The following is a 22,011-nucleotide window of genomic DNA, read 5'->3' on the forward strand; positions in this document are numbered from 1 at the left end:
GGTCGCAGCGACGCGAAAAATCAGCCGGCGAGCTTTGCCAGCCGGCCGGACAGGCCCTGTCTGTTATGGGCGTGGCAAATGGCGATGGCAAGCGCATCGGCGGCGTCACTGCCGACGAAGGTCGCCTTCGGCATCAGCACTTTCAGCATCATATGGATCTGCTTCTTGTCGCCGTGGCCGACCCCGATGACCGCCTTCTTGACGGCATTGGGCGCATATTCGGCGACGCGCAGTCCGGCGCGCGCCGGCACCAGCATGGCGATCCCTCGCGCCTGGCCGAGCTTCAGCGTGGCGGTGGCGTCCTTGTTGACGAAGGTCTGCTCGACCGCCGCCTCGTCCGGACCATAGTCATGAACCACGCCGGCAAGCCCGTCGTGAAGCTGGCAGAGGCGCGAGGCCAGATCCATGTCGCCATCCGACGTCACCGTGCCCGAGGCGACGAAGCGCAGGGAGTTGCCAAGCGTCTCGATAACGCCCCAGCCGGTGCGCCGAAGCCCCGGATCGATACCGATGATACGAATCACTTCCTGCATGCCGCAATCCTAGTTCCCTCCAGCGGACCCTGCCAGCGAAATGTGAACAAAACGAATACATCGGGCCAAAGCAATTCCAGGAAAAGTGCGAAGCGGCTTTCCGTCCGGAATTGCGGCGAAAACAAAAAGAGAGAGCGGTTCTACCGATTGAATGAAAGCCGGAACCGCTTGCCGCGGGAATTTCGCCGGTTCCGTTTGGTTTTCATGAAACTGAACCTACATGGGGCAACGATCAGATCTGCTTACAGCGAGGCCGCCATGGTGCCCTTCTCCATCCTCGACCTTTCCCCCATCATCGAAGGCGGCAGCGTCGCCCGCTCGCTGGCCGATTCGCGCCGGCTGGCGCAGGAGGCGGAAGCCGAGGGTTACCGCCGGTTCTGGCTCGCCGAGCATCACGGCATGGCCGGCATCGCCAGCGCCGCGACCTCGCTGGTCATCCAGCATGTGGCCGCCGGCACGAAGACGATCCGCGTCGGCGCGGGCGGTATCATGCTGCCCAACCATGCGCCGCTGGTCATCGCCGAACAGTTCGGCACGCTCGCCGCCCTCTTTCCCGATCGTATCGACCTCGGCCTCGGCCGCGCGCCGGGAACCGACATGCAGACGGCTCGGGCGCTGCGCCGCAACCTCGACGGCGGAGCCGAGCGCTTCCCGCAGGACGTGGTGGAACTGATGCAGTTCCTCGGCCCCCCGCATCCCGACCGGAAGGTCCTCGCCGTACCCGGCGCAAACAGCAACGTTCCCGTCTGGCTGCTCGGATCGAGCCACTATTCGGCGCATCTTGCGGGCATGCTGGGACTGCCCTTCGCCTTCGCCTCGCATTTCGCGCCGGACATGCTGCTGTCGGCGCTGGAGATCTACCGCGAACGCTTCGAACCGTCGCAATATCTCGACCGGCCCCATGTCATGGTCGGCGTCATGGGAACGGCTGCCGGGACGGACGCCGAGGCGGACCATCTTTTCACCTCGATGCAGCAATCCTTCGTTCAGCTTCGCCGCGGCACGCCGACCGCCTTCCCGCCGCCGGTCGACTCCATGGACGGCCGGTGGAGCGAGCAGGAGCGGCTGATGGTGGAGCACACACTGCAATATGCGGTGGTCGGCGGGCCGGAGACGATCCGGCGCAAGATCGCCGATTTCCTCTCGCTGACCGGCGCCGACGAACTGATCGTGTCGATGCCGGTTCACGACATCGAGGCGCGGCTGCGCTCGGTGCGGCTTTTCGCCGAAGCGCAGCGGATGCTTGCAGGCGCGGCCTGACCGGCAGCCGCAGCCTGACCGGAAAATCCGGAGCGATCAGGCGGAAAGCCTGGCCAGAACCTCGTCGGAGACCTCGAAGTTCGAATAGACGTTCTGCACGTCGTCATCGTCTTCGAGCGTATCGATGAGCTTCATCAGCGAGCGCGCCTTTTCCTCGTCGACCGGCACCGTGTTCTGCGGCTGCCAGATCGCCTTGACGGTCTCGGCCTCGCCGAGCTTGTCTTCCAGCCCCTTGGAAACCTCGCCGATATCCTCGAAGCCGCAGAGGATCGTATGACCGTCCTCATCCGTCGTCACGTCCTCGGCGCCGGCCTCGATGGCGGCTTCCATGACCGTGTCCGCATCGCCCGCCGAAAGCTTGTAGACGATCTCGCCGACCCGGTCGAAGGAGAAGGAGACCGATCCGGTCTCGCCAAGCGCGCCGCCGGCCTTGGAGAAGGTCGAGCGGACGGAGGAGGCGGTGCGGTTGCGATTGTCGGTCAGCGCCTCGACGATGACGGCGACGCCGCCCGGACCGTAGCCCTCGTAGCGGACTTCCTCGTAATTCTCCGCGTCGCCGCCGGCCGCCTTCTTGATCGCGCGCTCGATATTGTCCTTCGGCATCGACTGCGCCTTGGCGTTCTGGATCGCCAGACGCAGGCGCGGGTTCATCGCCGCATCGGGCATGCCCGACTTCGCCGCGACCGTGATCTCGCGGGCGAGCTTGGAGAACATTTTCGACCGCACGGCGTCCTGCCGGCCCTTACGGTGCATGATATTCTTGAACTGTGAATGGCCAGCCATGGCAACCCCGTATCGTTTGGCGGCCCCTGTTACGAGGCGCCGTTGTCGGTGGCGGGGCACCCGTCGCCTCCGGCGTCCGTCCCGTGCCCCGTTTTTTGGAATGCCGCCTTATAATTTCCTTGCCGCCCGCCGTCCAGCGGGCGAGCGAAGAAAGCCTGCGCCGTCAGGCCCAGAACGCCGGAACGGTTTCGGCAAGGCGCGGGCCGAGACGCAAGGGCGCGACCTTCTCGGCAAGCCCCGTCCGGTCGGAGATCTCCACGGCCATGCCGCAGATCGTCGCCGGCCCGTGCGCCGGTTCGAAACGGCCCTTCGGCATTTTCGAGATGAAGCGGTTGAGCGGCTCCTCCTTGTCCATGCCGAGCGAGGAATCGTAATCGCCGCACATGCCGGCATCCGACATATAGGCGGTGCCGCCATTGAGGATCTGGCAATCGGCGGTCGGGACATGCGTGTGGGTTCCGACCACCACGCTGGCGCGTCCGTCGACGAAATGCCCGAAGCATTGCTTCTCGCTCGTCGCCTCGGCATGGAAATCGAAGATCGCCGCATCCGCCTGTTCACCGAGCGGGCAAGAGGCGAGGATCGCCTCGCCGGCGGTGAAGGGATCGTCGAGTTCCGGATGCATGAAGACACGCCCCATGATGTTGGCCACCAGAACCCGCGCGCCGTTTTTCGCCATAAAGACATTCGCGCCGCGCCCCGGCGTGCCGGCGGGATAATTGGCGGGCCGCAGGAACCGGTCGTGGCGGCTGGCGAAGGTCACCGCCTCCTTCTGGTCCCAGACGTGGTTGCCGGTCGTTACCACATCCGCGCCGGCATTGATCGTTTCGTGGAAAATCTCTTCCGTGATGCCGAAGCCGCCGGCCGCGTTTTCCCCGTTGACGACCACGAAATCCAGCCTGAAGTCACCGATCAGCCCCGGCAGGCGCTCCCAGACGGCCGTCCGGCCGGTTTTGCCCACCATGTCGCCGAGAAAGAGAAATCGCATCGATCCGCCTTAGAATGCCTGTTGAAACATACGAAACCCGCTTTCGGTGAGGATGGCGTCGAGCGCCACGTCATGCGGTTCCGCGGGCACTGATGCCACTTCCTGGCAGTCGAACGCAACGCCAATCAGCTGCGGCCGCCGGCCCTTTTCGCGCAGACGCCCGATGGCGCGGTCGTAGTGGCCGGCACCATAGCCGATGCGGTGGCCCCTGGCATCAAAGGCCGAAAGCGGCACCAGCAGGATATCGGGATCGAGTTCCTCCGCTTCCGCTCCCGGCCCGATCGTGCCGAAACCGGCCTTCACCACCGGCGCGCCCGCAACCAGCTCGCGAAAGACAATCGTCTCGCGGTCCAGCACCACCGGCAGGCAAAGCCGCGCGCCGCGCGCGCGCAGCCGCGCCAGCAGGGGCCGCACGTCGGCCTCCGAGCGGATCGGCCAGAAACCGGAAACGACGCTGCCGGGCGAAAGCGCGATCGCCTCGCCGGCATGATCGGCCATCGCCAGGCTCGCCTCGATACGCACCTCCGGCGGCATTGCGTCGCGCCGCGCCAGGCGCTCGTTTCTGATCGCCGCCTTCCGTTCCCGTTCCGTCACGCCGGCCCTCCTGCCGCTTGCCGCCTTTTCCGGAATTGCTCTAGCAGCTAAGGCGGGCAGCCCGAAAGGGGACGGGCGGGCTTTTCCGCAGCCGCGGGCCGGCGGCGCTCAGGCCGCCGCCGTCGCTGCGTTCAGGCGTAACAGTTCCTGCGCCGCGCCTTCGTCGGTGATCAGCGTGTTGCAGCCGATACGGCGGATCGTCGCCCGCATGGCGGCGGCGCGATTGGCGCCGCCGGAAACCAGCACGATATGCTGCGTCTTGCTGATCGAATCGAGGTCGATCGACATGACCCGATCGCGGATCGGATGGTCGATCGTACGCCCTTCCGCATCGAGAAAATTGCACATCGTATCGCAGACGCAGCCGGCGGCGACGAGTTCGTCCAGCACCTCCTGCGGCAGGAACGTACGGGTCAGCGAGGTCATCTGCGGGCCGATGTCGCCGCAGCTCACCACCGCGATATCCATTTTCTCGGCAAGCTCGAAAAGCGTCCCGAGGCCGCAGCGCTCGATCAGGCTGCGCTTGGTGGCGGCCGAATCGACGATGAGCGGCGCGAGAAAAAGATAGCATTCCGCCCCGAGCTGGCTCGCCAGCCGCCAGGTATACTCGATAGGGTTGATATGATGCGCCTCGACCAGCCCCCCGAGAAGCGAGGCGACCTTCACGCCGGCCCGCCGCACCGGACGGAAGCTTGCGAGCGACGCCGTCAGCGTGCGCCCCCAGCCGACACCGACGATACTGTCGTCGGGGATCGCCTCCGACAGGAAGCGCCCGAGCGCGAGACCGACATTCTTGGCGTTTCCGTCCACCGTGTCCGCAGACGGAACCACGATCGCCTCGTCGATGCCGAAGGCGTTTTCCAGCCGCACCGCCAGTTCCACGCAGTCGCCGATGCCGCCGTCGATCCAGATCTGCACCTCGGCGCGCTTCAGGGCCTCGTCGAGCATGCGGATGATGGTGGTGCGGCTGACGCCGAGCCGTTCCGCCACATCCTTCTGGGTCAGGCCCTGGTTATAATAAAGCCACGCAGCCCGCAGCCGCAGCGTTGTCGTTTCCGAGTAGGCGGTATGCCTGTCGCGTCGAAGCCGTGCCACTTCGCCTCCCTTCCTGCTCGTCGCATCGCCATAAGGCGGCGGGGAAACCGGCGCAAAAGCGACATATGTCCACTCGCCTGATCAAAAGTGCTTGACTTTAACCTCGCTGCGGTTCGATAGTCCAGTCCTGCGAACCGGCGAACTTTCGCCGGCGACTGGTTATGACGGCCGGTGTGACGATCGACGAACAAACGGCGTCGGCCACGCCGGGCGCTCGTTGTGAAACATCAGGTAGGGCCGACATTCCGCCATGGAATTTGACCCGACTGCAATCATTCGGGATTTCGGATATGGCATCCAAGCTTGAACAACTCCGCGCAATGACGACCGTGGTGGCGGACACCGGCGACATCGAAGCCGTGCGCCGCCTGAAGCCGGTCGATTGCACCACCAATCCCACCATCGTGCTCAAGGCGCTGGCCATGCCCGCCTTCTCCGACGCCGTCGGCGAGGCGATTCGCTGGGGCCAGTCGCAGGGCGGCAATCACGAGGCGGTCGTCGCCGCGGTCGCCGATCGCCTGGCGATCTCCGTCGGCGCGGCGCTCTCCGAACTGGTGCCCGGCCGCGTGTCCACGGAAGTCGACGCCGATCTTTCCTTCGACATCGAAGCCTCGATCGAGAAGGCCCGCTCGCTCATCAAGGCCTATGAGGCGCGCGGCATCGGTCGCGAGCGCATCCTCATCAAGCTGGCCTCCACCTGGGAAGGCATCCGCGCGGCGGAAGTGCTCCAGAAGGAAGGCATCGACTGCAATCTGACGCTGCTTTTCAACCTGGCCCAGGCCGTCGCCTGCGCCGACGCCGGCGTGTTCCTGATCTCGCCCTTCGTCGGGCGCATCCTCGACTGGCACGTCAAGGCGACCGGCAAGACCTTCACGGCGGAAGAGGATCCGGGCGTGGTCTCGGTCCGTGGGATCTATGATTATTACAAGTCCAACGGCATCGGCACGATCGTCATGGGCGCATCCTTCCGCAACATCGGCGAGATCGAAGCGCTGGCCGGCTGCGACCGCCTGACGATCAGCCCGGCGCTGCTGGAGGAACTGGACGCGGCACAGGGCTCGCTGGAACGCAGGCTTTCGCCGGAAAAGGCCGGCAAGGTCGCGCCGATCCACATGGACGAGAAGACCTTCCGCTGGATGCTGAACGACGACGCCATGGCCACCGAAAAGCTCGCCGAAGGTCTGCGCGGCTTCGCCAAGGACCTCGGCAATCTGCGCACCATCATCGACAAGCAGATGCAGGCAGCCGCCTGAAGTCTCCGGCAATCGGTGAAATCGAAAGGGTCGTCCTTCGGGGCGGCCCTTTTTCATCTCCCGATGGGAAACCGGGAACAAGAAGGCGCCGAGAAAGGAAAAGCGCGGTCCACGCAACCGATGGCGTTTTACGATCCCGGGAACCTACAGAGTAGGTGGGCGCCGTATATCCGAACCCACGGGCCCGGATAGGGACAGCTCCCTAGAGATCGCGTACGGCCCCGGGGAAAGTGTTGCCTGTCGGGGAGCGCAGACCGCCTTAGCTATATAGGATGAAAGCGCCTTCTGCGCCAGTCTCCGGCGATCGATTTCCGCCAGTGTCCGGCGATCCATTTCCGCCCGTCCCGCCGCTCAGTTGACCGCCGGCTTGACGGAAAGCTTCGCGGCCATGCCCTGGATCTGGTTCGTCAGTTCGCCCAGCGCCAGCGCGATACTCTCTTCCTTCTTCGCCACGTCCGACATCGCCCCCTCGCGGCCGGCGCGCAGTTCCTCGACTTCGCTCTCGATGCGGCCGAGCCGTCGGGACGTCTCGTTCAGTTCGTCCATGACCATGATGCCCGCCATCACCGTGAGCCGCAGGTCACCAATCTCGCCGAACTGGCTCTTGAGATGCACGACATAGCGGTCGAACCCGGCGGCAAGCTCTTCCAGATGGGCCTCCTGCCCCTCCTCGCACGCCATGCGATAGGCCTTGCCGTCGATCGATACCGTTACCTGTGCCATGTCGCTACCTGTATCCGCCTGAGATTTTTGCCGCATTTCCGGACGCAAAACCGCGGCGCACTTTTGCTGGAAATGCTCTTTGTCCTAGCCGCATTTCCGGACGTAAAACCGCTGCGCACTTTTGCTGGAAATGCTCTAGCGGTCGAGCACCGCCCTGATGGTTTCCATGGCGGTGACGAGCCTGCGGGAGACCTCGCGGTTCACCTCCTCGAGGCGGTTCGCCCTAAACTCCGACTGGTCCAGTTCCTGCGCCAGCCGCGAGCGGTCGGCGTTCACGCGCCGGACCTCGCTCTCGACTTCGCCCTGATCGCGTTCGCGATCGAAACGCATGTCGAGCGCGTTGTCGAGACCGGCGAGCGCCTTTCGCAGTTCCTCGATCGCCGCCCTGACTGTGTCCCCGTTCGTCATGAAGCCTTCACCGGCATGCGCCAAAAATCGCGAATCGCCGTCGCCAACGCCGATCCGCCTTACCGCAAGAGTATTCAACTGCGGCCAGTACCGTCAACCGCATGGTTTCCCGCAGGAAAGCTGCGCTGTGGACGGCCGCCGCCGTCATCCGCCGCAAGGCGCGCCGCGCGCGCCCGAAGCCCGGCCCTGCGGCATCGCGGCCGGCCCCGGAGCGGCCGAATTCGTTGACTCCGACGAAGCACCTGCTATGTGTCAGCCGCTTCCCACCGATGCTCGGGAACGAGGTCGGCCCTGATACCTCGAAGGATACGGAACAGTCATGATCTCTCGCGAAAAACACGACCGGATGGCGAATGCGATTCGGTTCCTTTCCATGGATGCCGTGGAAAAGGCTAACTCCGGCCACCCCGGCCTGCCCATGGGCGCGGCGGATATCGCAACGGTCCTCTTCACCCGCTTTCTGTCGTTCGATCCGAAGAGCCCCGCATGGCCGAACCGCGACCGTTTCGTGCTGTCGGCCGGCCACGGCTCGATGCTCCTTTATTCGCTGCTCTATCTGACCGGCTATGAGGACATCACGATCGACGAAATCAAGAACTTCCGCCAGCTCGGCGCGAAGACCGCCGGTCATCCCGAATATGGTCATGCCGCCGGCATCGAGACGACCACCGGCCCGCTCGGCCAGGGCATCGCCAACGCCGTCGGCATGGCGATCGCCGAACGCAAGCTGCGCGACGAATTCGGCTCGGATCTCATCGAGCACTACACCTATACGCTGGTCGGAGACGGCTGCCTGATGGAAGGCATCAGTCAGGAAGCGATTTCGCTGGCCGGCCACCTGAAGCTCGACAAGCTCATCGTCTTCTGGGACGACAACAACATCTCCATCGACGGCCCGATCTCCATGGCCGATTCGACCGACCAGCACGCCCGCTTCCGCGCCTCCAACTGGCATACCATCGCCATCGACGGCCATGATCCCGACGCCATCGCCGCAGCGATCGAGGAAGCCCAGAAGTCCGACAAGCCGACGATGATCGCCTGCAAGACCACCATCGGTTTCGGCGCGCCGACCAAGTCCGGCACCGCCAAGGTCCACGGATCGCCGCTGGGCGCCGAGGAGATCGCCGCCACCCGCAAGGCGCTGAACTGGGATTCGGACCCCTTCTCCATCCCCTCCGACGTGCTCGACGCCTGGCGCCTTGCCGGCCTGCGTTCCGCCAAGGCCCACAAGGAATGGGAAGACCGGCTGAACAGCACGGACGCCGAGAAGAAGGCGCAATTCGTCCGCCGCTTCGCCGGTGAACTCGAAGGCGGCCTCGATACGGCGATCGCCGCCTACAAGAAGAAGCTCGCCGAAACGAAGCCGAACCCGGCCACCCGCAAGGCGTCGGAAGATGCGCTGGAAGTCATCAACGGCGTGCTCGCCGAGACGATCGGCGGCTCGGCCGACCTCACCGGCTCGAACAACACCAAGACCAGCCAGACCAGGTCCATCACCCCGACGGATTTCTCCGGCCGCTATATCCACTACGGCATCCGCGAGCACGGCATGGCGGCGGCGATGAACGGCATGGCGTTGCATGGCGGCCTCATCCCCTATTCCGGCGGCTTCCTGATCTTCTCGGACTATTGCCGCCCGTCGATCCGCCTGGCCTCCCTGATGGGCATTCGCGTCATCCATGTGCTGACGCATGACTCCATCGGCCTTGGCGAAGACGGCCCGACCCACCAGCCGGTCGAGCATATGGCCGCGCTGCGCGCCATCCCGAACCTGCTGGTCTTCCGCCCGGCCGACGCCACGGAAACGGTGGAATGCTGGCAGCTGGCGCTTGAAAGCCACAATCGCCCGTCGTGCCTGGCGCTGACGCGCCAGAACCTGACGCCGGCGCGCACCGAATACGAAGAGGAAAACCTCTGCGCGCGGGGCGCCTACGACCTGATTTCGGCGAGCGACGCCCAGGTGACGATCTTCGCCTCGGGTTCCGAGGTGGAAATCGCCGTTTCAGCCTGCCAGACGCTCACCGCCAGGGGCATCTCCACCCGGGTCGTCTCCGTTCCCTGCGTCGAGCTTTTCGCGGAGCAGCCGGCCGCCTATCAGGAAGCGGTCATCGGCAATTCGCCGGTCAAGATCGCCGTCGAGGCCGGCATCCGCCAGGGCTGGGACCATTTCATCGGCGCAGACGGCACCTTCATCGGCATGTCCTCGTTCGGCGCGTCCGGACCCTACAAGGAACTGTACAAGCATTTCGGCATCACGCCGGAAGCCGTGATCGCCGCTGCGGAAGCCAGGCTCTCCTGAGCGTCGGGGGCGCGGTCCGATCCGCGCCCACGCACCCCGGGTCCGCCGACAGATTTTAGATAGGAGAACCGAAATGACTGTGAAAGTTGCCATCAACGGCTTTGGCCGTATCGGCCGCAACGTCCTGCGCGCCATCATCGAATCCGGCCGCACCGATATCGAGGTCGTGGCGATCAACGACCTCGGCCCGGTCGAGACCAATGCCCACCTGATGCGCTACGATTCGGTACACGGCAAGTTTCCGGGCACCGTGACCGTTTCCGGCGACACGATCGACGTCGGCCGCGGCCCGATCCGCGTCACCGCGATCCGCGACCCGAAGGAACTGCCGTGGAGCGATGTCGATATCGCGCTCGAATGCACCGGCATCTTCACGACGAAGGAAAAGGCGGCGGCCCACCTCTCCAACGGCTCCAAGCGCGTCATCGTTTCGGCGCCCTGCGACGGCGCCGACAAGACGATCGTCTACGGCGTGAACCACGACACGCTGACGAGCGACGACCTTGTCATCTCGAACGCCTCCTGCACCACGAACTGCCTGGCGCCCGTCGCCTATGTCCTGCACAAGGCCTTCGGCATCGAGAAGGGCTACATGACGACGATCCACGCCTATACGGGCGACCAGCCGACGCTCGACACGATGCACAAGGACCTTTATCGCGCCCGCGCGGCGGCCCTGTCGATGATCCCCACCTCGACCGGCGCGGCCAAGGCCGTCGGCCTCGTGCTGCCGGAACTCAAGGGCAAGCTCGACGGCTCGTCGATCCGCGTGCCGACCCCGAACGTCTCGGTCGTCGACCTGAAGTTCGTACCGTCGCGCAACGTCACGGCCGAAGAAGTCAATGCGGCGGTGAAGGCCGCCGCCGACGGCGAGCTGAAGGGCATTCTCGACTATGTCACGGGCCCGCTCGTTTCGATCGACTTCAACCATGACGCCCATTCGTCCAACTTCGCCGCCGATCAGACGAAGGTCCTCGAAGGCAATCTCGTGCGCATCCTGTCCTGGTACGACAACGAGTGGGGCTTCTCCAACCGTATGTCCGACACGGCTGTCGCCATGGGCAAGCTGATCTGACGAGACGACACAAGGCACCCGGACCCCGGCGTCCGGGTGCCCTTCATGACTGACGACGAAATCCAGGAGCGGCGCCCATGACCTTCAAGACCCTCGACACCCTCACCGATCTCGCCGGCAAGCGCGTTCTCCTGCGCGTGGACCTCAATGTGCCGGTCAAGGACGGGAAGGTCACGGATACGACCCGTATCGAGCGCGTCGCGCCGACGATCCTCGAACTCTCCGGCAAGGGCGCCAGGGTCATCCTGCTCGCGCATTTCGGCCGGCCCAGGGGCGAGCCCGTTGCGGAGATGTCCCTGGAGCAGATCCTGCCGGCCGCAAGCGCGGTGCTCGGAAAGCCGGTCCGTTTCGCCGCCGACTGCATCGGCGACACGGCTGCCGCGGCCGTCGCCGGCATGGCGGACGGCGATATCCTGCTGCTGGAGAACACCCGTTTCCACAAGGGCGAAGAAAAGAACGCCGAGGACTTCACGGCGGCGCTCGCCGCCAATGGCGACATCTACGTCAACGATGCCTTTTCCGCCGCCCATCGCGCCCATGCCTCGACAGAGGGACTGGCCCGGCTGCTGCCCGCCTATGCCGGCCGCACCATGCAGGCCGAACTGGAGGCTCTTGAAAAGGGTCTCGGCAGCCCCGCCCGGCCGGTCGTCGCCATCGTCGGCGGCGCAAAGGTCTCAAGCAAGATCGACCTGCTCCTGAACCTCGTGAAGAAGGTCGACGCGCTGGTGATCGGCGGCGGGATGGCCAATACGTTCCTCGCCGCGCGCGGCGTCGATGTCGGCAAGTCGCTCTGCGAGCACGATCTTGCGGAGACGGCCAAGCAGATCATGATCGAGGCGGCGACCGCCACCTGCGCCATCGTGCTGCCGGAAGACGGCGTCGTCGCCCGGGAGTTCAAGGCGAATGCCGAAAACCAGGTCGTCGCGATAGACGCCATCCCCGCAGACGCGATGATGCTCGATGTCGGGCCGAAGTCGGTCGAGACCGTCAATGCCTGGATTTCCCGCGCAGCCACGCTCGTGTGGAACGGCCCGCTCGGCGCCTTCGAGATCGCCCCCTTCGACAAGGCGACGGTGGCCGCCGCCCGTCACGCCGCCGAATGCACGAAGGAAGGCAGGCTCCTCTCCGTCGCCGGCGGCGGCGACACCGTGGCGGCCCTCAACCATGCCGGCGTCGCCGACAGTTTCACCTATGTCTCGACGGCCGGCGGCGCCTTCCTCGAATGGATGGAAGGCAAGGCCCTGCCCGGCGTCGACGCCCTCAAGCGGCAGGCCTGAGCCTTCGGGCTTGCAAGAACGGACGGATCGTCTACACTTTGGCTCAACGTCAACAACAGAAAGGAAGGTGATCCGATGTCTAATGAGAATTTGGCTCCGGCTACGGACATGGGAGTGGTGAAGGAAGCGAGGCAGCCCTCGCTCTGAAACGCCTTCCGACGGGCCGCAAGGCCCGGGTCCCGATCGGACCAAGCTCATGGGGGCCGTGCATTGCACGGCCCTTTTGCTTTTTCACGACCGCAGCAGGACCGTCAGCGCCATCAACGCGAGCGCCGCCACCGCGATCTTCCAGAAATCGCCACGCCGCCGGAGACCGGGCAGCCCAAGCGGCCGGATGACATGCAGCGCCATCGCGACGATCAGAAGGGCGGGCAGGATTTTCGACATGACGGTTTCTCCTGCCCGTTCCTGTCACACCCCGGACATTTTTCCAAGCGATCAGCGCGGACATCGAAAAAGACGCACCCTTGCTTTTTTGCATCTGGCATTCGGCTGCCGGTAGGCTATTGCTTCGGGATCGGCGACGTTGCGGTAGAACCATGCGAACAAACCTTATTTCCGTCTTCGCTCTCCTGCTGGGCACGTTGTTCCTCTTTCTGGGCAACGGATTGCACGGCCTGCTGCTGCCGATGCGCGGCGCCTTCGAAGGCTATGAAACCACGATCCTCGGTTTTCTCGGCACGTCCTGGGCCTCGGGATTCGTGCTCGGCTGCCTGCTGGCGCCGGCCGTGGTCAAGCGCATCGGCCATGTGCGCGCCTTTTCCGGCTTCGCGTCGCTGATCGCCATCATCGCGCTTCTGACCGGCATCCTCGTCGATCCCTACTGGTGGGTGGTGCTGCGCGCCGTCACCGGCTTTTCCATCGCCGGCATCTCGATGATCATCGAGAGCTGGTTGAACGAACGGGCGACCAACGAAAGCCGCGGGGCGATCTTCTCCTTCTATATCGCCATCACCCTCGTCGGCACCGTCGGCGGCCAGATGACGGTGGCGCTCGGCGACGTGACGACGACCGTCCTCTTCATGGTCACCGGTATTCTCTACTGCCTCGCCATGCTGCCGACGACGCTTTCCACCGCCGCTTCGCCGCAGCCGCTGAAGCAGGTGCGGCTGGATATTCCCGCCCTGTTCAGAACCTCTCCCATCGCCTGCGTGGGCATCCTGCTGGTCGGTATCGCCAATGGCGCCTTCGGAACGCTCGGCGCGGTATTCGGCGCCAATGTCGGCCTTCCCGCCAGCACGATCGCGGTGATGATGAGCGTCGCCATCTTCGCGGGCGCGATCATGCAGCTTCCGGCCGGCCGCGTCTCCGACCGGATAGACCGCCGCATGGTGCTGGCCGCGCTCTCGGCGGTGGCCGCCTTTGCCGGAATTGCGCTCTTCGTCTTCCAGCCGGTTTCCGTCGTTCTGCTGCTCGCCCTGACCGCCATCTATGGCGCGGCCGCGAACTCGCTCTATCCGATCGCCGTATCGCATGCCAACGACTTCGCCAGCGCCGAGGACTTCGTGAAGGTCTCGGGCGGCCTGCTGCTGCTCTACGGCATCGGCACGATCATCGGGCCGACCATCGGCGGCCCCGTCATGTCCTCGATCAGCCCCTATGCGCTGTTCCTGGTGACGGGCCTCGCCCATGTCCTCATCAGCGCCTACGCCATCGTCCGCAGCCGGGTGCGCGCCGCCATGCCCGCGGAAATGCGCGACGCCTACACCACCATCAACCCCGGCACGATGACGACGCCGGAAAGCCTGCAACTTTCGCCGCGCGCGCTTGCGCCGTCGTCGGGCGGCGACGATCCGACGGGAGAAAAAACGCCATGAGCCTCAACGACGACGACCGCCCCGCCCGCAAGATGGCGCATGAGATCGGCAGCGATCTTTCGGACCTGTCGGTGGAGGAGCTTGCCGCCCGCATCGATCTTCTGCATCGGGAGATCACCAGGCTGGAAGAGGAAAAAGCGAGAAAGGGCGCCAGCCGGGCTTCGGCGGAAAACCTGTTCCGCTAAAGCATTTCCCGCCGAAGCGGGATCGTTTCGGCAGGAATATCACGCGGCCGGACGCAATCCGAATAAAGTTAACCGCCCGTTAAGCCTTAACTGCTATTAACAGTATATCCGGCTCCTGTCGGATTCAGACATTTTCACCGCTTGGCGAATGGGTCTGATTTTCTCCCTGTTTTACCTTGAGAGCCGCTTTTGCGGCTCTTTTTTTGCCTATCGCTCCGGGCGCCGAAAGAATTGTGGAGATTAACCCTTTCTTAAGAATACCCTTGCGCGAAGTGCGCTAAGGGATCATCTTTGGACTGACAGGCGGCAAGGTGGAACCAGCCCGTTTCCGGCACGCCATGCTGTCGTCCGTAGCGTTTTGCGTTTCAACAGGGATGAGATCATGTCCGAAAGAGGATTGAACACCGTCAGCTTCGCAGGCCATGTCGCGTCGTCGGCACAGTTCACTTCCCTCTATGCGGAAGGCATGGGTCTGGTAGAGGAAACGGCGAGCTACCTCGACGGCGTCGGCCGGCAGGCCTCGAAAGTCCTGCCCCGCATGGCCTCCGTGCTCTATGCGGCCGAATCGATGCGCCTCACCACCCGCCTGATGCAGATGGCCTCCTGGCTGCTCCTCCAGCGCGCCGTCAACAGCGGCGAAATGAGCCGCGACCAGGTTCTCTCCGAGAAGAGCAAGGTCCGTCTCGACAGCTTCAACGTCGATCGCACCGCGCCCGGCTGGAATGAGCTGCCGGAAGCCTTTCGCGACCTCATCGAGCGCTCGCTCCGGCTGCAGAACCGCGTTGCGCTGCTCGACCGCGAAATCTACCGGCCGCAGGAGATGCCGGCCTTCGAGGCGGATGGCCATAACAGCGTACAGGCCCAGATCAACCTGCTCCAGACCGCTTTCGGCGGCAACTGAGACAACCGGCCCGCGATGACCCGGACCCGGCTTCGGCCGGGTTTTTTTATTGTCTGCACGGCCGGCCAGTCCCGGCCATTCCTGTCGCTACATCCGGTCCGGATCGCCGGAAGAGCCGGCTTCGGACAACAAAAAACCCGGCCGAAGCCGGGTTTCTGAAATCTTTCCGCAGGAAGCAGGTCTTAGAGACCGAGGCCCTCGAAGCGCTTCTTGAACTTGGAAACGCGGCCGCCGCGGTCCATGAGCTGCTGATTGCCGCCCGTCCAGGCCGGATGGGACTTCGGGTCGATTTCAAGGTTCATCGTCGCGCCTTCCGAACCCCAGGTCGAGCGGGTTTCGTACTCGGTGCCATCGGTCATCACGACCTTGATCGTGTGGTACTCGGGATGGATATCAGCCTTCATGACAATCTTCCTGCCTGTTCCGGGTGGCCATTTGTCGCAACGCATTGCGGCAGCGGAGCCAAAGACGTAAGAAGCCGTGGTCGGCTGGACCTACGGCTTCCCAATTCGATGGCGAGCCTATACATGATGGCCATCCGGATAACAAGAGCCGAAAGTGAATTCATGCCGCAAGGCACTGGAAACGAGGGCATGGTGGCCGTAGACAGACAAACCGCCGCGACAGCGCGGACCGGACGCAAAACGATTCGCCCCCTTGGCAGGCTTCTGCCTTATCTCGCCCGCTACCGTCGGCTCGTCGCAGGCGCCGTGGTGGCGCTGGTGACGGCGGCGGTGACGACGCTGGCCCTGCCCGTCGCCGTGCGACGCATGATCGACCACGGCTTCAGCGGAGCCGACGCCAGCTTCATCAATACCTATTTCATGATGCTTTTCGCGCTCGCCGGCCTGCTCGCGCTGGCCAGCGCCACGCGCTACTATTTCGTCATCACCCTCGGCGAGCGCCTTGTCGCCGACGTGAGGCACGATGTCTTCGCCCATGTGACGACACTCTCGCCCGCGTTCTTCGACGTCAACCAGTCCGGCGAGATCGTGTCGCGGCTCACCGCCGACACCACCCAGATCAAGTCGGCGGTCGGCGCCACCGCCTCGGTGGCCCTGCGGAACCTCATTCTCTGCCTCGGCGCCATCGCCATGATGGTCTACACGAGCCCGAAGCTCTCCAGTCTCGTTCTCGCGGCCATTCCGCTGATCGTCTTCCCGCTCATCGCTTTCGGCCGCTCCGTACGCCGCCGTTCCCGGCAGGCGCAGGACACGCTTGCCGCGGCCACCGCCTATGCCAGCGAGGCGATCGGCGCCACCCGCACGCTTCAGGCCTTCAACGCCGAGGCCGCCGCCCGCGACCGCTTCTCCGCCGCCGTCGAGGACGCCTATGGCGCGGCGCGCGGGGCGATCCGCGCCCGCTCGTTTCTCACCGGCTTCGCCATCGCCATGATCTTCGGATCGGTCGTCGCCGTGCTCTGGTTCGGCGCCCGCGACGTGCTGTCGGGAACGCTTTCGGCCGGAACGCTCGGCCAGTTCCTGCTCTATGCCGTCTTCGCGGCCGGCAGCCTCGGCGCGCTTTCGGAAGTCTGGGGAGAGCTTTCCCAGGCGGCCGGTGCCGCCGAGCGGCTGACGGAACTGCTGGAGGAACCGGCGGTCATCACCGCACCGGCCACGCCCGTTGCCCTGCCCGTGCCGCCACAGGGGGCGCTCTCTTTCGAGGACGTGCATTTCTCCTATCCCGCCCGGCCGGGCTATCGCAGCGTCAACGGCCTGAGCTTCTCGGTCGCGCCCGGCGAGACGGTCGCCATCGTCGGCCCCTCCGGTGCCGGCAAGAGCACGATCCTGTCGCTGATGCTGCGTTTTTATGATCCCGAATCCGGCCGCATCACGCTGGACGGCATCGATCTTCGCGCCGCCGATCCCGGTGAATTGCGCCGGCGTATCGCCATGGTGCCGCAGGACGTGACGATCTTCGCCGCGACGATCCGCGACAATATCGCCTTCGGCATGCCGGATGCCGGCGAGGAGGCGATCCGCGCCGCCGCGCGCGCCGCCCAGGCCGAGGAATTCATCCTCCATATGGAAAAGGGTTACGACACGCCCGTCGGCGAAAGAGGCGTTACCCTTTCCGGCGGCCAGCGCCAGCGCATCGCCATTGCCCGCGCCATCTTGAAGGATGCGCCGATCCTGCTGCTCGACGAGGCCACCTCGGCACTCGACGCCGAAAGCGAGACTCTGGTGCAAAAGGCGCTGGAGGGCCAGATGGGCACCCGCACCACCATCGTCATCGCCCATCGTCTCGCCACCGTGCTCAAGGCCGACCGCATCCTCGTCATGGAAAGCGGGCGGGTGGTGGAGGAAGGCACACACCAGTCGCTGATCCGCCACGACGGTCTCTACGCCCGCCTCGCCCGCCTGCAATTCGACCATGGCGGCCAGGCTTTTCTCGACGAGAACCCGGCGCAGGCGACCGCCTGACGCCTCTTGGGGGCAATTGCCGGGAACCGGAGTGCGCCGGAAATGCTCCGTTTTTTTGTTTCTAACGCTCGGTGAGCTTCAGTTCGATCCGTCGGTTGGTCGCGCGCGCCGTGGCATCGTCGCCTTCGGCGATCGGCTGGAATTCGCCGAATCCGGCCGCAACCAGCCGGTTTGCCGGCACGCCGTTGGCGATCAGGAACTTCACCACCGCCGTCGCGCGGGCCGAGGACAGCTCCCAGTTGTCGCGATAGCGGCCGGTGCCGCTGAGCGGCACATTGTCCGTATGTCCGTCGACGCGCAGCACCCAGGTGATTTCCGGCGGGATCTCCCGCGCAAGGTCTATCAGCGCGGCGGCGAGCTTCTTCATCTCCGCCTGACCTGCCTCGTTCAGGTCGCTGCCGCCGGAGGGAAACAGCACTTCCGACTGGAACACGAAGCGGTCACCGACGATCCGGATATTCTCGCGGTCGGAAAGGATCTCACGCAATCGTCCGAAGAAATCCGAGCGATAGCGGTTGAGTTCCTGTACGCGCTGGGCAAGCGCCACATTGAGACGGCGGCCGAGATCGGCGATCTTCGTCTGCGACGCCTCGTCCTTCGCCTCGGAGGCCTGCAACGCCTCCTCAACCGCCGCGATCTGGCTGCGCAATGCGGCGATCTGCTGGTTGAGCAGCTCGATCTGGCTCATGGCGCGGGCGCTCACCTGCTTTTCCGTATCGAGTTCCCGCGTCAGCGTGCCGACGCGCGCATTGGCCTCGCCCGCCGCGCCGGTTCCCCGGTCGAGAAGCTGCTGGAGGCGCGAGCGCTCGTCTTCCGACTGGTCGAGCGACGCCTGAAGATTGGCCAGCGCATCCTCCAGATCCTGCTTGCCGCTCTTTTCCAGCGCCAGGAGCTGGGTCAGTTCGTTGATCTGGCTCGTCAGCCGGTTGAGCACGTCGTCCTTGCCGGAAATCTCGCGGCTGAGGAAGAACTGGGCCAGCACGAAAACCGTGAGCAGGAACATGATGGCGAGAAGCAGCGTCGAAAGCGCATCGACGAAGCCGGGCCAGTAATCGACGGTGCGCTGGCTGCGACGGTTGCGGGCGAGCGCCATCGCTATTCGCTCCCGGCCGGATCATGCGCCTTGCCGGTGGCCTTTTCCCCGCTGCGGGCGGCGAGACGGTCGAGGGTGCGCCGCAGCGCTCTCGCCTCCTCCTGCTGCACCTCGATCCAGTCGCGCAGCATCTGCTGCTCGTTGCGCATGTTCTTGACGAGACCCTGGATGCCTTCCGCAAGATTGGCCATGGCCGCCGTGGAGCGGCCGCCGTTCTCCTGCGCGAGCCTGGCGATCCGCTCCGCAAGCGCCTGAATGTCGGCGGTGGATGCGGACGGCGGAAGATCGGTGGCGCGCGTGTCGGAACCCACCTCGGTCACCGAGGACAGCCAGTTTTCCAGTTCGGTGTAGAAGCGGTTCTGCGCGCGGCCGGCCTGAAGATCGAGAAAACCGAGGATCAGCGAGCCGGCAAGGCCGAAAAGCGACGTCGAGAAGGCGGTTCCCATCCCCTCCAGCGGCGCGGAAAGCCCTTCCTTCAGGGCATTGAGAATATCGTTCGCCGTTCCCCCGCCTGCATCCAGCGACTGGATGACCGCGCTGATCGAACCGATGGTGCCGAGGAGGCCCCAGAAGGTTCCGAGAAGCCCCAGGAACACCAGAAGCCCGATGAGATAGCGGGTGGTGTCGCGCGACTCGTCGAGCCGCGTGGCGATCGAATCGAGGATCGAGCGCAGGGTCGCCGTCGACAGCGCCACCGCCGGGTGGCGGCCGATCAGCGCCCGCATCGGCGCAAGCAGCACCGGATCCCGTCCGACCTTTTCGGCGCTGCCCGCCGCGCGGAACGAATTGAACCAGCGCACCTCCGGCCTGAGGCTCAGAACCTGATTGAAGACCAGCAGGATGCCGATGAGCAGCACGCCGATAATGAGGCCGTTCAGTCCCGGATTGCTGTAGAAGGCGGATTGCGCCTGGCGGAACAGGATGGCGGCCACGAAACCGACGATGATGAGGAAGATCACCATCGTCCAGAAAAACGCCATCGGGCTTGAGAGTTTGTGGCTGTAACCGTCTCCGGTGTCGGCGGGGCTTCCCCGGCCTGGCAGCGCCAGTTTAGGCATGTAGTCGCATCTCCACGTCCGCGTCGGCCGGGAGACTAGAGGAAGATTGAGCCGAATTGAAGGGCTTGGCGGCAACAGCGGTGGCTGAAATCACACCGCCGGCAAGCCTCCGGAAATCTCAGCGCGCCGGCATCGGGCGATGCAGCACGTCCATCAGCGCCTTGTGGATCTGCTCGTTGCCGGCGACGATCGAACCGCTATCGAGCATGGCGCTGCGGCCATCCAGATCGGTGACGAAACCGCCAGCCTCGCGAATCAGCAGAATGCCCGCAGCCATGTCCCAGGACGAAAGATCGCGCTCCCAGAAACCGTCGAAACGACCGGCCGCCACATAGGCAAGATCGAGTGCGGCCGAACCGATCCGGCGCAGGCCCGCGACCTCTCCCATCACATGACGCAGTTCGATGAGGAACTTGCCATGGTTTCCACGGCCGAGATGCGGCATGCCGCAGCCGATGACAGTGTCCGACAGGGACCGTCGCGCCGCGACGCGCAGGCGGCGATCGTTGAGAAAGGCGCCACCGCCCCGTTCGGCGGTGAAAAGCTCGTCCGTCGCCGGATTGAGAACGACAGCGGCAACGATCTCGCCGTTGCGCTCCAGGGCCACGGAGACCGCGAAGGCGGGAATGCCGTGCAGGAAGTTCGTCGTTCCGTCGAGCGGGTCGACGATCCAGCGATGCGCCCCGTCGGTACCCTTGATTTCTTCCGATTCCTCGCCGAGAAACCCGTAGGTCGGGCGCGCCTTCAGCAGTTCCTCGCGCAACAGCCGCTCAGCCTTGCGATCGGCCTGGGAGACGTAGTCGCCGGGACCCTTCAGGGAGACCTGCAAATTCTGCACCTCGCCGAAGTCGCGGGAGAGCCCCTTGCCGGCCTTGAAGGCGGCCTGAACCATGACGTTGAGAAGAGCGGAGCGAGCCATGCGAGGATGTCCTTCGGGAATAACCGGCGCTTCGGGACGGCGGGTGCCGCCCGCATGAACATGCCGGAGCCGGATATTCGGCCTCAAAACCATAATTTCCGGGAAGTTTCAAGCCTTGCCCGCGTATCGGCCGCGCGGCCACCGCCTCACGAGGCGGAGCGATACCTGTTCGCCGCCGTGATCGCCGCCTTCTGCTCCTCATCCGTCAGGCCGAGATAGAAATCCTCGAGCATCGGATCGTTCAATCCGGCGCGGCGCGCCAGAACGAACCATTTCGCGGCCTCGACCGGGTCGGGCCGTGTACCGATGGCGTTGATATAAAGATGCGCGAGCTTGCTTTGCGCCACCACGTTGCCGCCGTCGGCCGCGCGTTTCATCCATTGGAACGCCGCCTCGAAATCCCGCTCGCCGCCGGTGCCGTTCACCAGCCAGATCGCAAGGTCGAGTTGCGCGGTATCGTAGCCGGCGCGGGCGGCGCGCGTCAGCCAGTCGCGGGCCGCCTTGCGCTTTTCCTCCGGAAGGCCGGAAACGTTCAGGTAGATCTGCGAGATCGCATATTGCGCATCGGCGATCCCCTGCTCCGCCGATTTCTCGTAATAGGGAAGCGCCTCGCGCAGGCCTTTATCGCCGGGTGTCCTGGCGACAAGAACCTGGGCATAGTTGAATTGCGCCGAACCGTTTCCGAGATCGGCCGCCTTCTTCATGAAATCGTCCGCCCTGGCGCGGTCTTCGGGCGACTTTCCCTTCTCCATCAGGATCAGCGCATATTTGAACATCGCCGCCGGGTCGCCGCCATTAGCCGCCTGCTCGTACCAGAAGGCCGCCTGCCCGCGATTGCGCCGCACCCCGAGACCCCGGTCGAGAATTTCCGCAACCAGTGTCTGGGCCGCCGGATCGCCGAGCTGGGCGCGCGGCAGGGCGAGATCCATCGCCGTCAGATAATGCCCCCGCTGGAACGCGCCATAGGCTTCGTCGACCTTGCCCTCGAAGGGTTTCTCCTCCGGCAGTTCCGGCAGGTCGGCGCCCATGCGGTCGAAGACGCCGAGGCCCGAGGACGGGCCTTCCACGGGTCTGTCACCCTTGATATCCGCACCGTCGACCGCATCGTCCGCGACCGTCTTCGAAGCCGCCGGCTTTTCCTCTTCCGTGTCCGTCTTCACAGGCGCGCTTCCGTCGCCTTCGACAGCCATTCCGGCGGGACCGCCGGACGGCGCGGGCACATCCTCGGCCAAAGCGCCTGCCGGACAGGCGATAAGCACCGCGCACAGCGCCACCGGCAGAAAACGGAAAACGTGCGGAACGGCGATCCTCATCATGCCGGCCT

General features: G+C 64.8%; 22 protein-coding genes and 1 other RNA gene. 9 read left to right on the forward strand and 14 right to left on the reverse strand.

Translation table 11 applies throughout. The annotated features are described in order from the left end of the window. Window positions 1-20 precede the first annotated feature (20 nt). The gene (gene ruvC / locus KYK29_RS04630) at window positions 21-533 is read right to left on the reverse strand and encodes a crossover junction endodeoxyribonuclease RuvC (RefSeq protein WP_254689663.1); all 513 of its coding nucleotides are present in this window, start codon (window positions 531-533) and stop codon (window positions 21-23) included. A 258-nt stretch (window positions 534-791) separates the two neighbouring features. Here ruvC and KYK29_RS04635 point away from each other — a divergent pair, with 258 nt between their 5' ends. After that, window positions 792-1,793 carry an LLM class flavin-dependent oxidoreductase gene (locus tag KYK29_RS04635; protein ID WP_254689664.1) on the forward strand — a complete coding sequence of 334 codons (1,002 nt, stop codon included), beginning with the start codon at window positions 792-794 and terminating at the stop codon, window positions 1,791-1,793. Between the two features lie 36 nt (window positions 1,794-1,829). On the opposite strand, the gene KYK29_RS04640 is transcribed toward KYK29_RS04635, so the two are convergent. The 4 genes from KYK29_RS04640 to KYK29_RS04655 form a co-directional block, all read right to left on the reverse strand. Further along, complete coding sequence (locus KYK29_RS04640; protein ID WP_254689665.1) at window positions 1,830-2,576, reverse strand: YebC/PmpR family DNA-binding transcriptional regulator; 747 nt, start codon at window positions 2,574-2,576, stop codon at window positions 1,830-1,832. A gap of 163 nt (window positions 2,577-2,739) precedes the next feature. Further along, window positions 2,740-3,564, reverse strand: a complete 825-nt coding sequence (locus tag KYK29_RS04645; RefSeq protein WP_254689666.1) for a TIGR00282 family metallophosphoesterase — start codon at window positions 3,562-3,564, stop codon at window positions 2,740-2,742. Window positions 3,565-3,573: 9 nt separating this feature from the next. Then, window positions 3,574-4,158, reverse strand: a complete 585-nt coding sequence (locus KYK29_RS04650; RefSeq protein ID WP_254689667.1) for a 5-formyltetrahydrofolate cyclo-ligase — start codon at window positions 4,156-4,158, stop codon at window positions 3,574-3,576. A 108-nt stretch (window positions 4,159-4,266) separates the two neighbouring features. Continuing rightward, entirely contained in the window at window positions 4,267-5,253 is a 987-nt protein-coding gene (locus tag KYK29_RS04655; protein WP_254689668.1) for a sugar-binding transcriptional regulator, read from the reverse strand. A 290-nt stretch (window positions 5,254-5,543) separates the two neighbouring features. On the opposite strand from KYK29_RS04655, the gene tal reads away from it, so the two are divergent. Continuing rightward, window positions 5,544-6,506: a transaldolase gene (tal, locus tag KYK29_RS04660; RefSeq protein ID WP_254689669.1), complete on the forward strand. Its 963-nt coding sequence runs from the start codon at window positions 5,544-5,546 to the stop codon at window positions 6,504-6,506. 102 nt (window positions 6,507-6,608) lie between these two features. Here tal and ssrS read toward each other — a convergent pair. From ssrS to KYK29_RS04675, 3 genes are all read right to left on the reverse strand, one after another. After that, a non-coding RNA gene (gene ssrS, locus KYK29_RS04665) (6S RNA) lies at window positions 6,609-6,765 on the reverse strand. Window positions 6,766-6,857: 92 nt separating this feature from the next. Then, the gene (locus tag KYK29_RS04670) at window positions 6,858-7,229 is read right to left on the reverse strand and encodes a cell division protein ZapA (RefSeq protein ID WP_254689670.1); all 372 of its coding nucleotides are present in this window, start codon (window positions 7,227-7,229) and stop codon (window positions 6,858-6,860) included. A 135-nt stretch (window positions 7,230-7,364) separates the two neighbouring features. Further along, a complete protein-coding gene (locus KYK29_RS04675) occupies window positions 7,365-7,637 on the reverse strand; it encodes a DUF4164 domain-containing protein (RefSeq protein ID WP_254689671.1) in 273 nt (90 codons plus the stop codon). Between the two features lie 319 nt (window positions 7,638-7,956). Between KYK29_RS04675 and tkt the strand changes: the two genes are divergently transcribed. The 3 genes from tkt (at window position 7,957) to KYK29_RS04690 (ending at window position 12,291) form a co-directional block, all read left to right on the forward strand. Beyond that, window positions 7,957-9,939: a transketolase gene (gene tkt / locus KYK29_RS04680; protein WP_254689672.1), complete on the forward strand. Its 1,983-nt coding sequence runs from the start codon at window positions 7,957-7,959 to the stop codon at window positions 9,937-9,939. A gap of 73 nt (window positions 9,940-10,012) precedes the next feature. Beyond that, window positions 10,013-11,014 carry a type I glyceraldehyde-3-phosphate dehydrogenase gene (gene gap, locus KYK29_RS04685; RefSeq protein ID WP_254689673.1) on the forward strand — a complete coding sequence of 334 codons (1,002 nt, stop codon included), beginning with the start codon at window positions 10,013-10,015 and terminating at the stop codon, window positions 11,012-11,014. Window positions 11,015-11,091: 77 nt separating this feature from the next. Beyond that, window positions 11,092-12,291 (forward strand): phosphoglycerate kinase, encoded by a 1,200-nt coding sequence (locus KYK29_RS04690; protein ID WP_254689674.1) that lies wholly within the window; start codon window positions 11,092-11,094, stop codon window positions 12,289-12,291. 231 nt (window positions 12,292-12,522) lie between these two features. Here the strand turns inward: KYK29_RS04690 and KYK29_RS04695 are convergent, their stop codons facing one another. Further along, window positions 12,523-12,678 (reverse strand): hypothetical protein, encoded by a 156-nt coding sequence (locus tag KYK29_RS04695; protein WP_254689675.1) that lies wholly within the window; start codon window positions 12,676-12,678, stop codon window positions 12,523-12,525. 152 nt (window positions 12,679-12,830) lie between these two features. Between KYK29_RS04695 and KYK29_RS04700 the strand changes: the two genes are divergently transcribed. The 3 genes from KYK29_RS04700 to rcdA all read left to right on the forward strand — a co-directional run bounded on the left by KYK29_RS04700 (window position 12,831) and on the right by rcdA (window position 15,194). Next, on the forward strand, window positions 12,831-14,108 hold the full coding sequence (locus tag KYK29_RS04700) for an MFS transporter (RefSeq protein ID WP_254689676.1): 1,278 nt from the start codon (window positions 12,831-12,833) through the stop codon (window positions 14,106-14,108). Then, window positions 14,105-14,293, forward strand: a complete 189-nt coding sequence (locus tag KYK29_RS04705) for a DUF1192 domain-containing protein (RefSeq protein WP_254689677.1) — start codon at window positions 14,105-14,107, stop codon at window positions 14,291-14,293. Before KYK29_RS04700 ends, KYK29_RS04705 begins: the two co-directional genes overlap by 4 nt. A gap of 382 nt (window positions 14,294-14,675) precedes the next feature. Beyond that, window positions 14,676-15,194, forward strand: a complete 519-nt coding sequence (rcdA, locus tag KYK29_RS04710) for a protease adaptor protein RcdA (protein WP_254689678.1) — start codon at window positions 14,676-14,678, stop codon at window positions 15,192-15,194. A gap of 182 nt (window positions 15,195-15,376) precedes the next feature. Here the strand turns inward: rcdA and rpmE are convergent, their stop codons facing one another. Next, window positions 15,377-15,598 carry a 50S ribosomal protein L31 gene (gene rpmE, locus KYK29_RS04715; protein ID WP_119256699.1) on the reverse strand — a complete coding sequence of 74 codons (222 nt, stop codon included), beginning with the start codon at window positions 15,596-15,598 and terminating at the stop codon, window positions 15,377-15,379. A gap of 189 nt (window positions 15,599-15,787) precedes the next feature. Between rpmE and KYK29_RS04720 the strand changes: the two genes are divergently transcribed. Then, window positions 15,788-17,617, forward strand: coding sequence for an ABC transporter transmembrane domain-containing protein (locus tag KYK29_RS04720; RefSeq protein ID WP_254689679.1), 1,830 nt, complete (start codon window positions 15,788-15,790; stop codon window positions 17,615-17,617). Between the two features lie 61 nt (window positions 17,618-17,678). On the opposite strand, the gene KYK29_RS04725 is transcribed toward KYK29_RS04720, so the two are convergent. From KYK29_RS04725 to KYK29_RS04740, 4 genes are all read right to left on the reverse strand, one after another. Next, window positions 17,679-18,710, reverse strand: a complete 1,032-nt coding sequence (locus KYK29_RS04725) for a peptidoglycan -binding protein (protein WP_254689680.1) — start codon at window positions 18,708-18,710, stop codon at window positions 17,679-17,681. Between the two features lie 2 nt (window positions 18,711-18,712). Beyond that, window positions 18,713-19,768, reverse strand: coding sequence for a flagellar motor protein MotA (locus KYK29_RS04730; protein ID WP_254689681.1), 1,056 nt, complete (start codon window positions 19,766-19,768; stop codon window positions 18,713-18,715). A 118-nt stretch (window positions 19,769-19,886) separates the two neighbouring features. Next, the gene (locus KYK29_RS04735; RefSeq protein WP_254689682.1) at window positions 19,887-20,687 is read right to left on the reverse strand and encodes an inositol monophosphatase family protein; all 801 of its coding nucleotides are present in this window, start codon (window positions 20,685-20,687) and stop codon (window positions 19,887-19,889) included. 146 nt (window positions 20,688-20,833) lie between these two features. Then, a complete protein-coding gene (locus tag KYK29_RS04740) occupies window positions 20,834-22,000 on the reverse strand; it encodes a tetratricopeptide repeat protein (protein ID WP_437437231.1) in 1,167 nt (388 codons plus the stop codon). Window positions 22,001-22,011: the final 11 nt, after the last annotated feature.

It is taken from the genome of Shinella daejeonensis, assembly GCF_024281235.1.
GTDB classification, from domain to species: domain Bacteria; phylum Pseudomonadota; class Alphaproteobacteria; order Rhizobiales; family Rhizobiaceae; genus Shinella; species Shinella daejeonensis.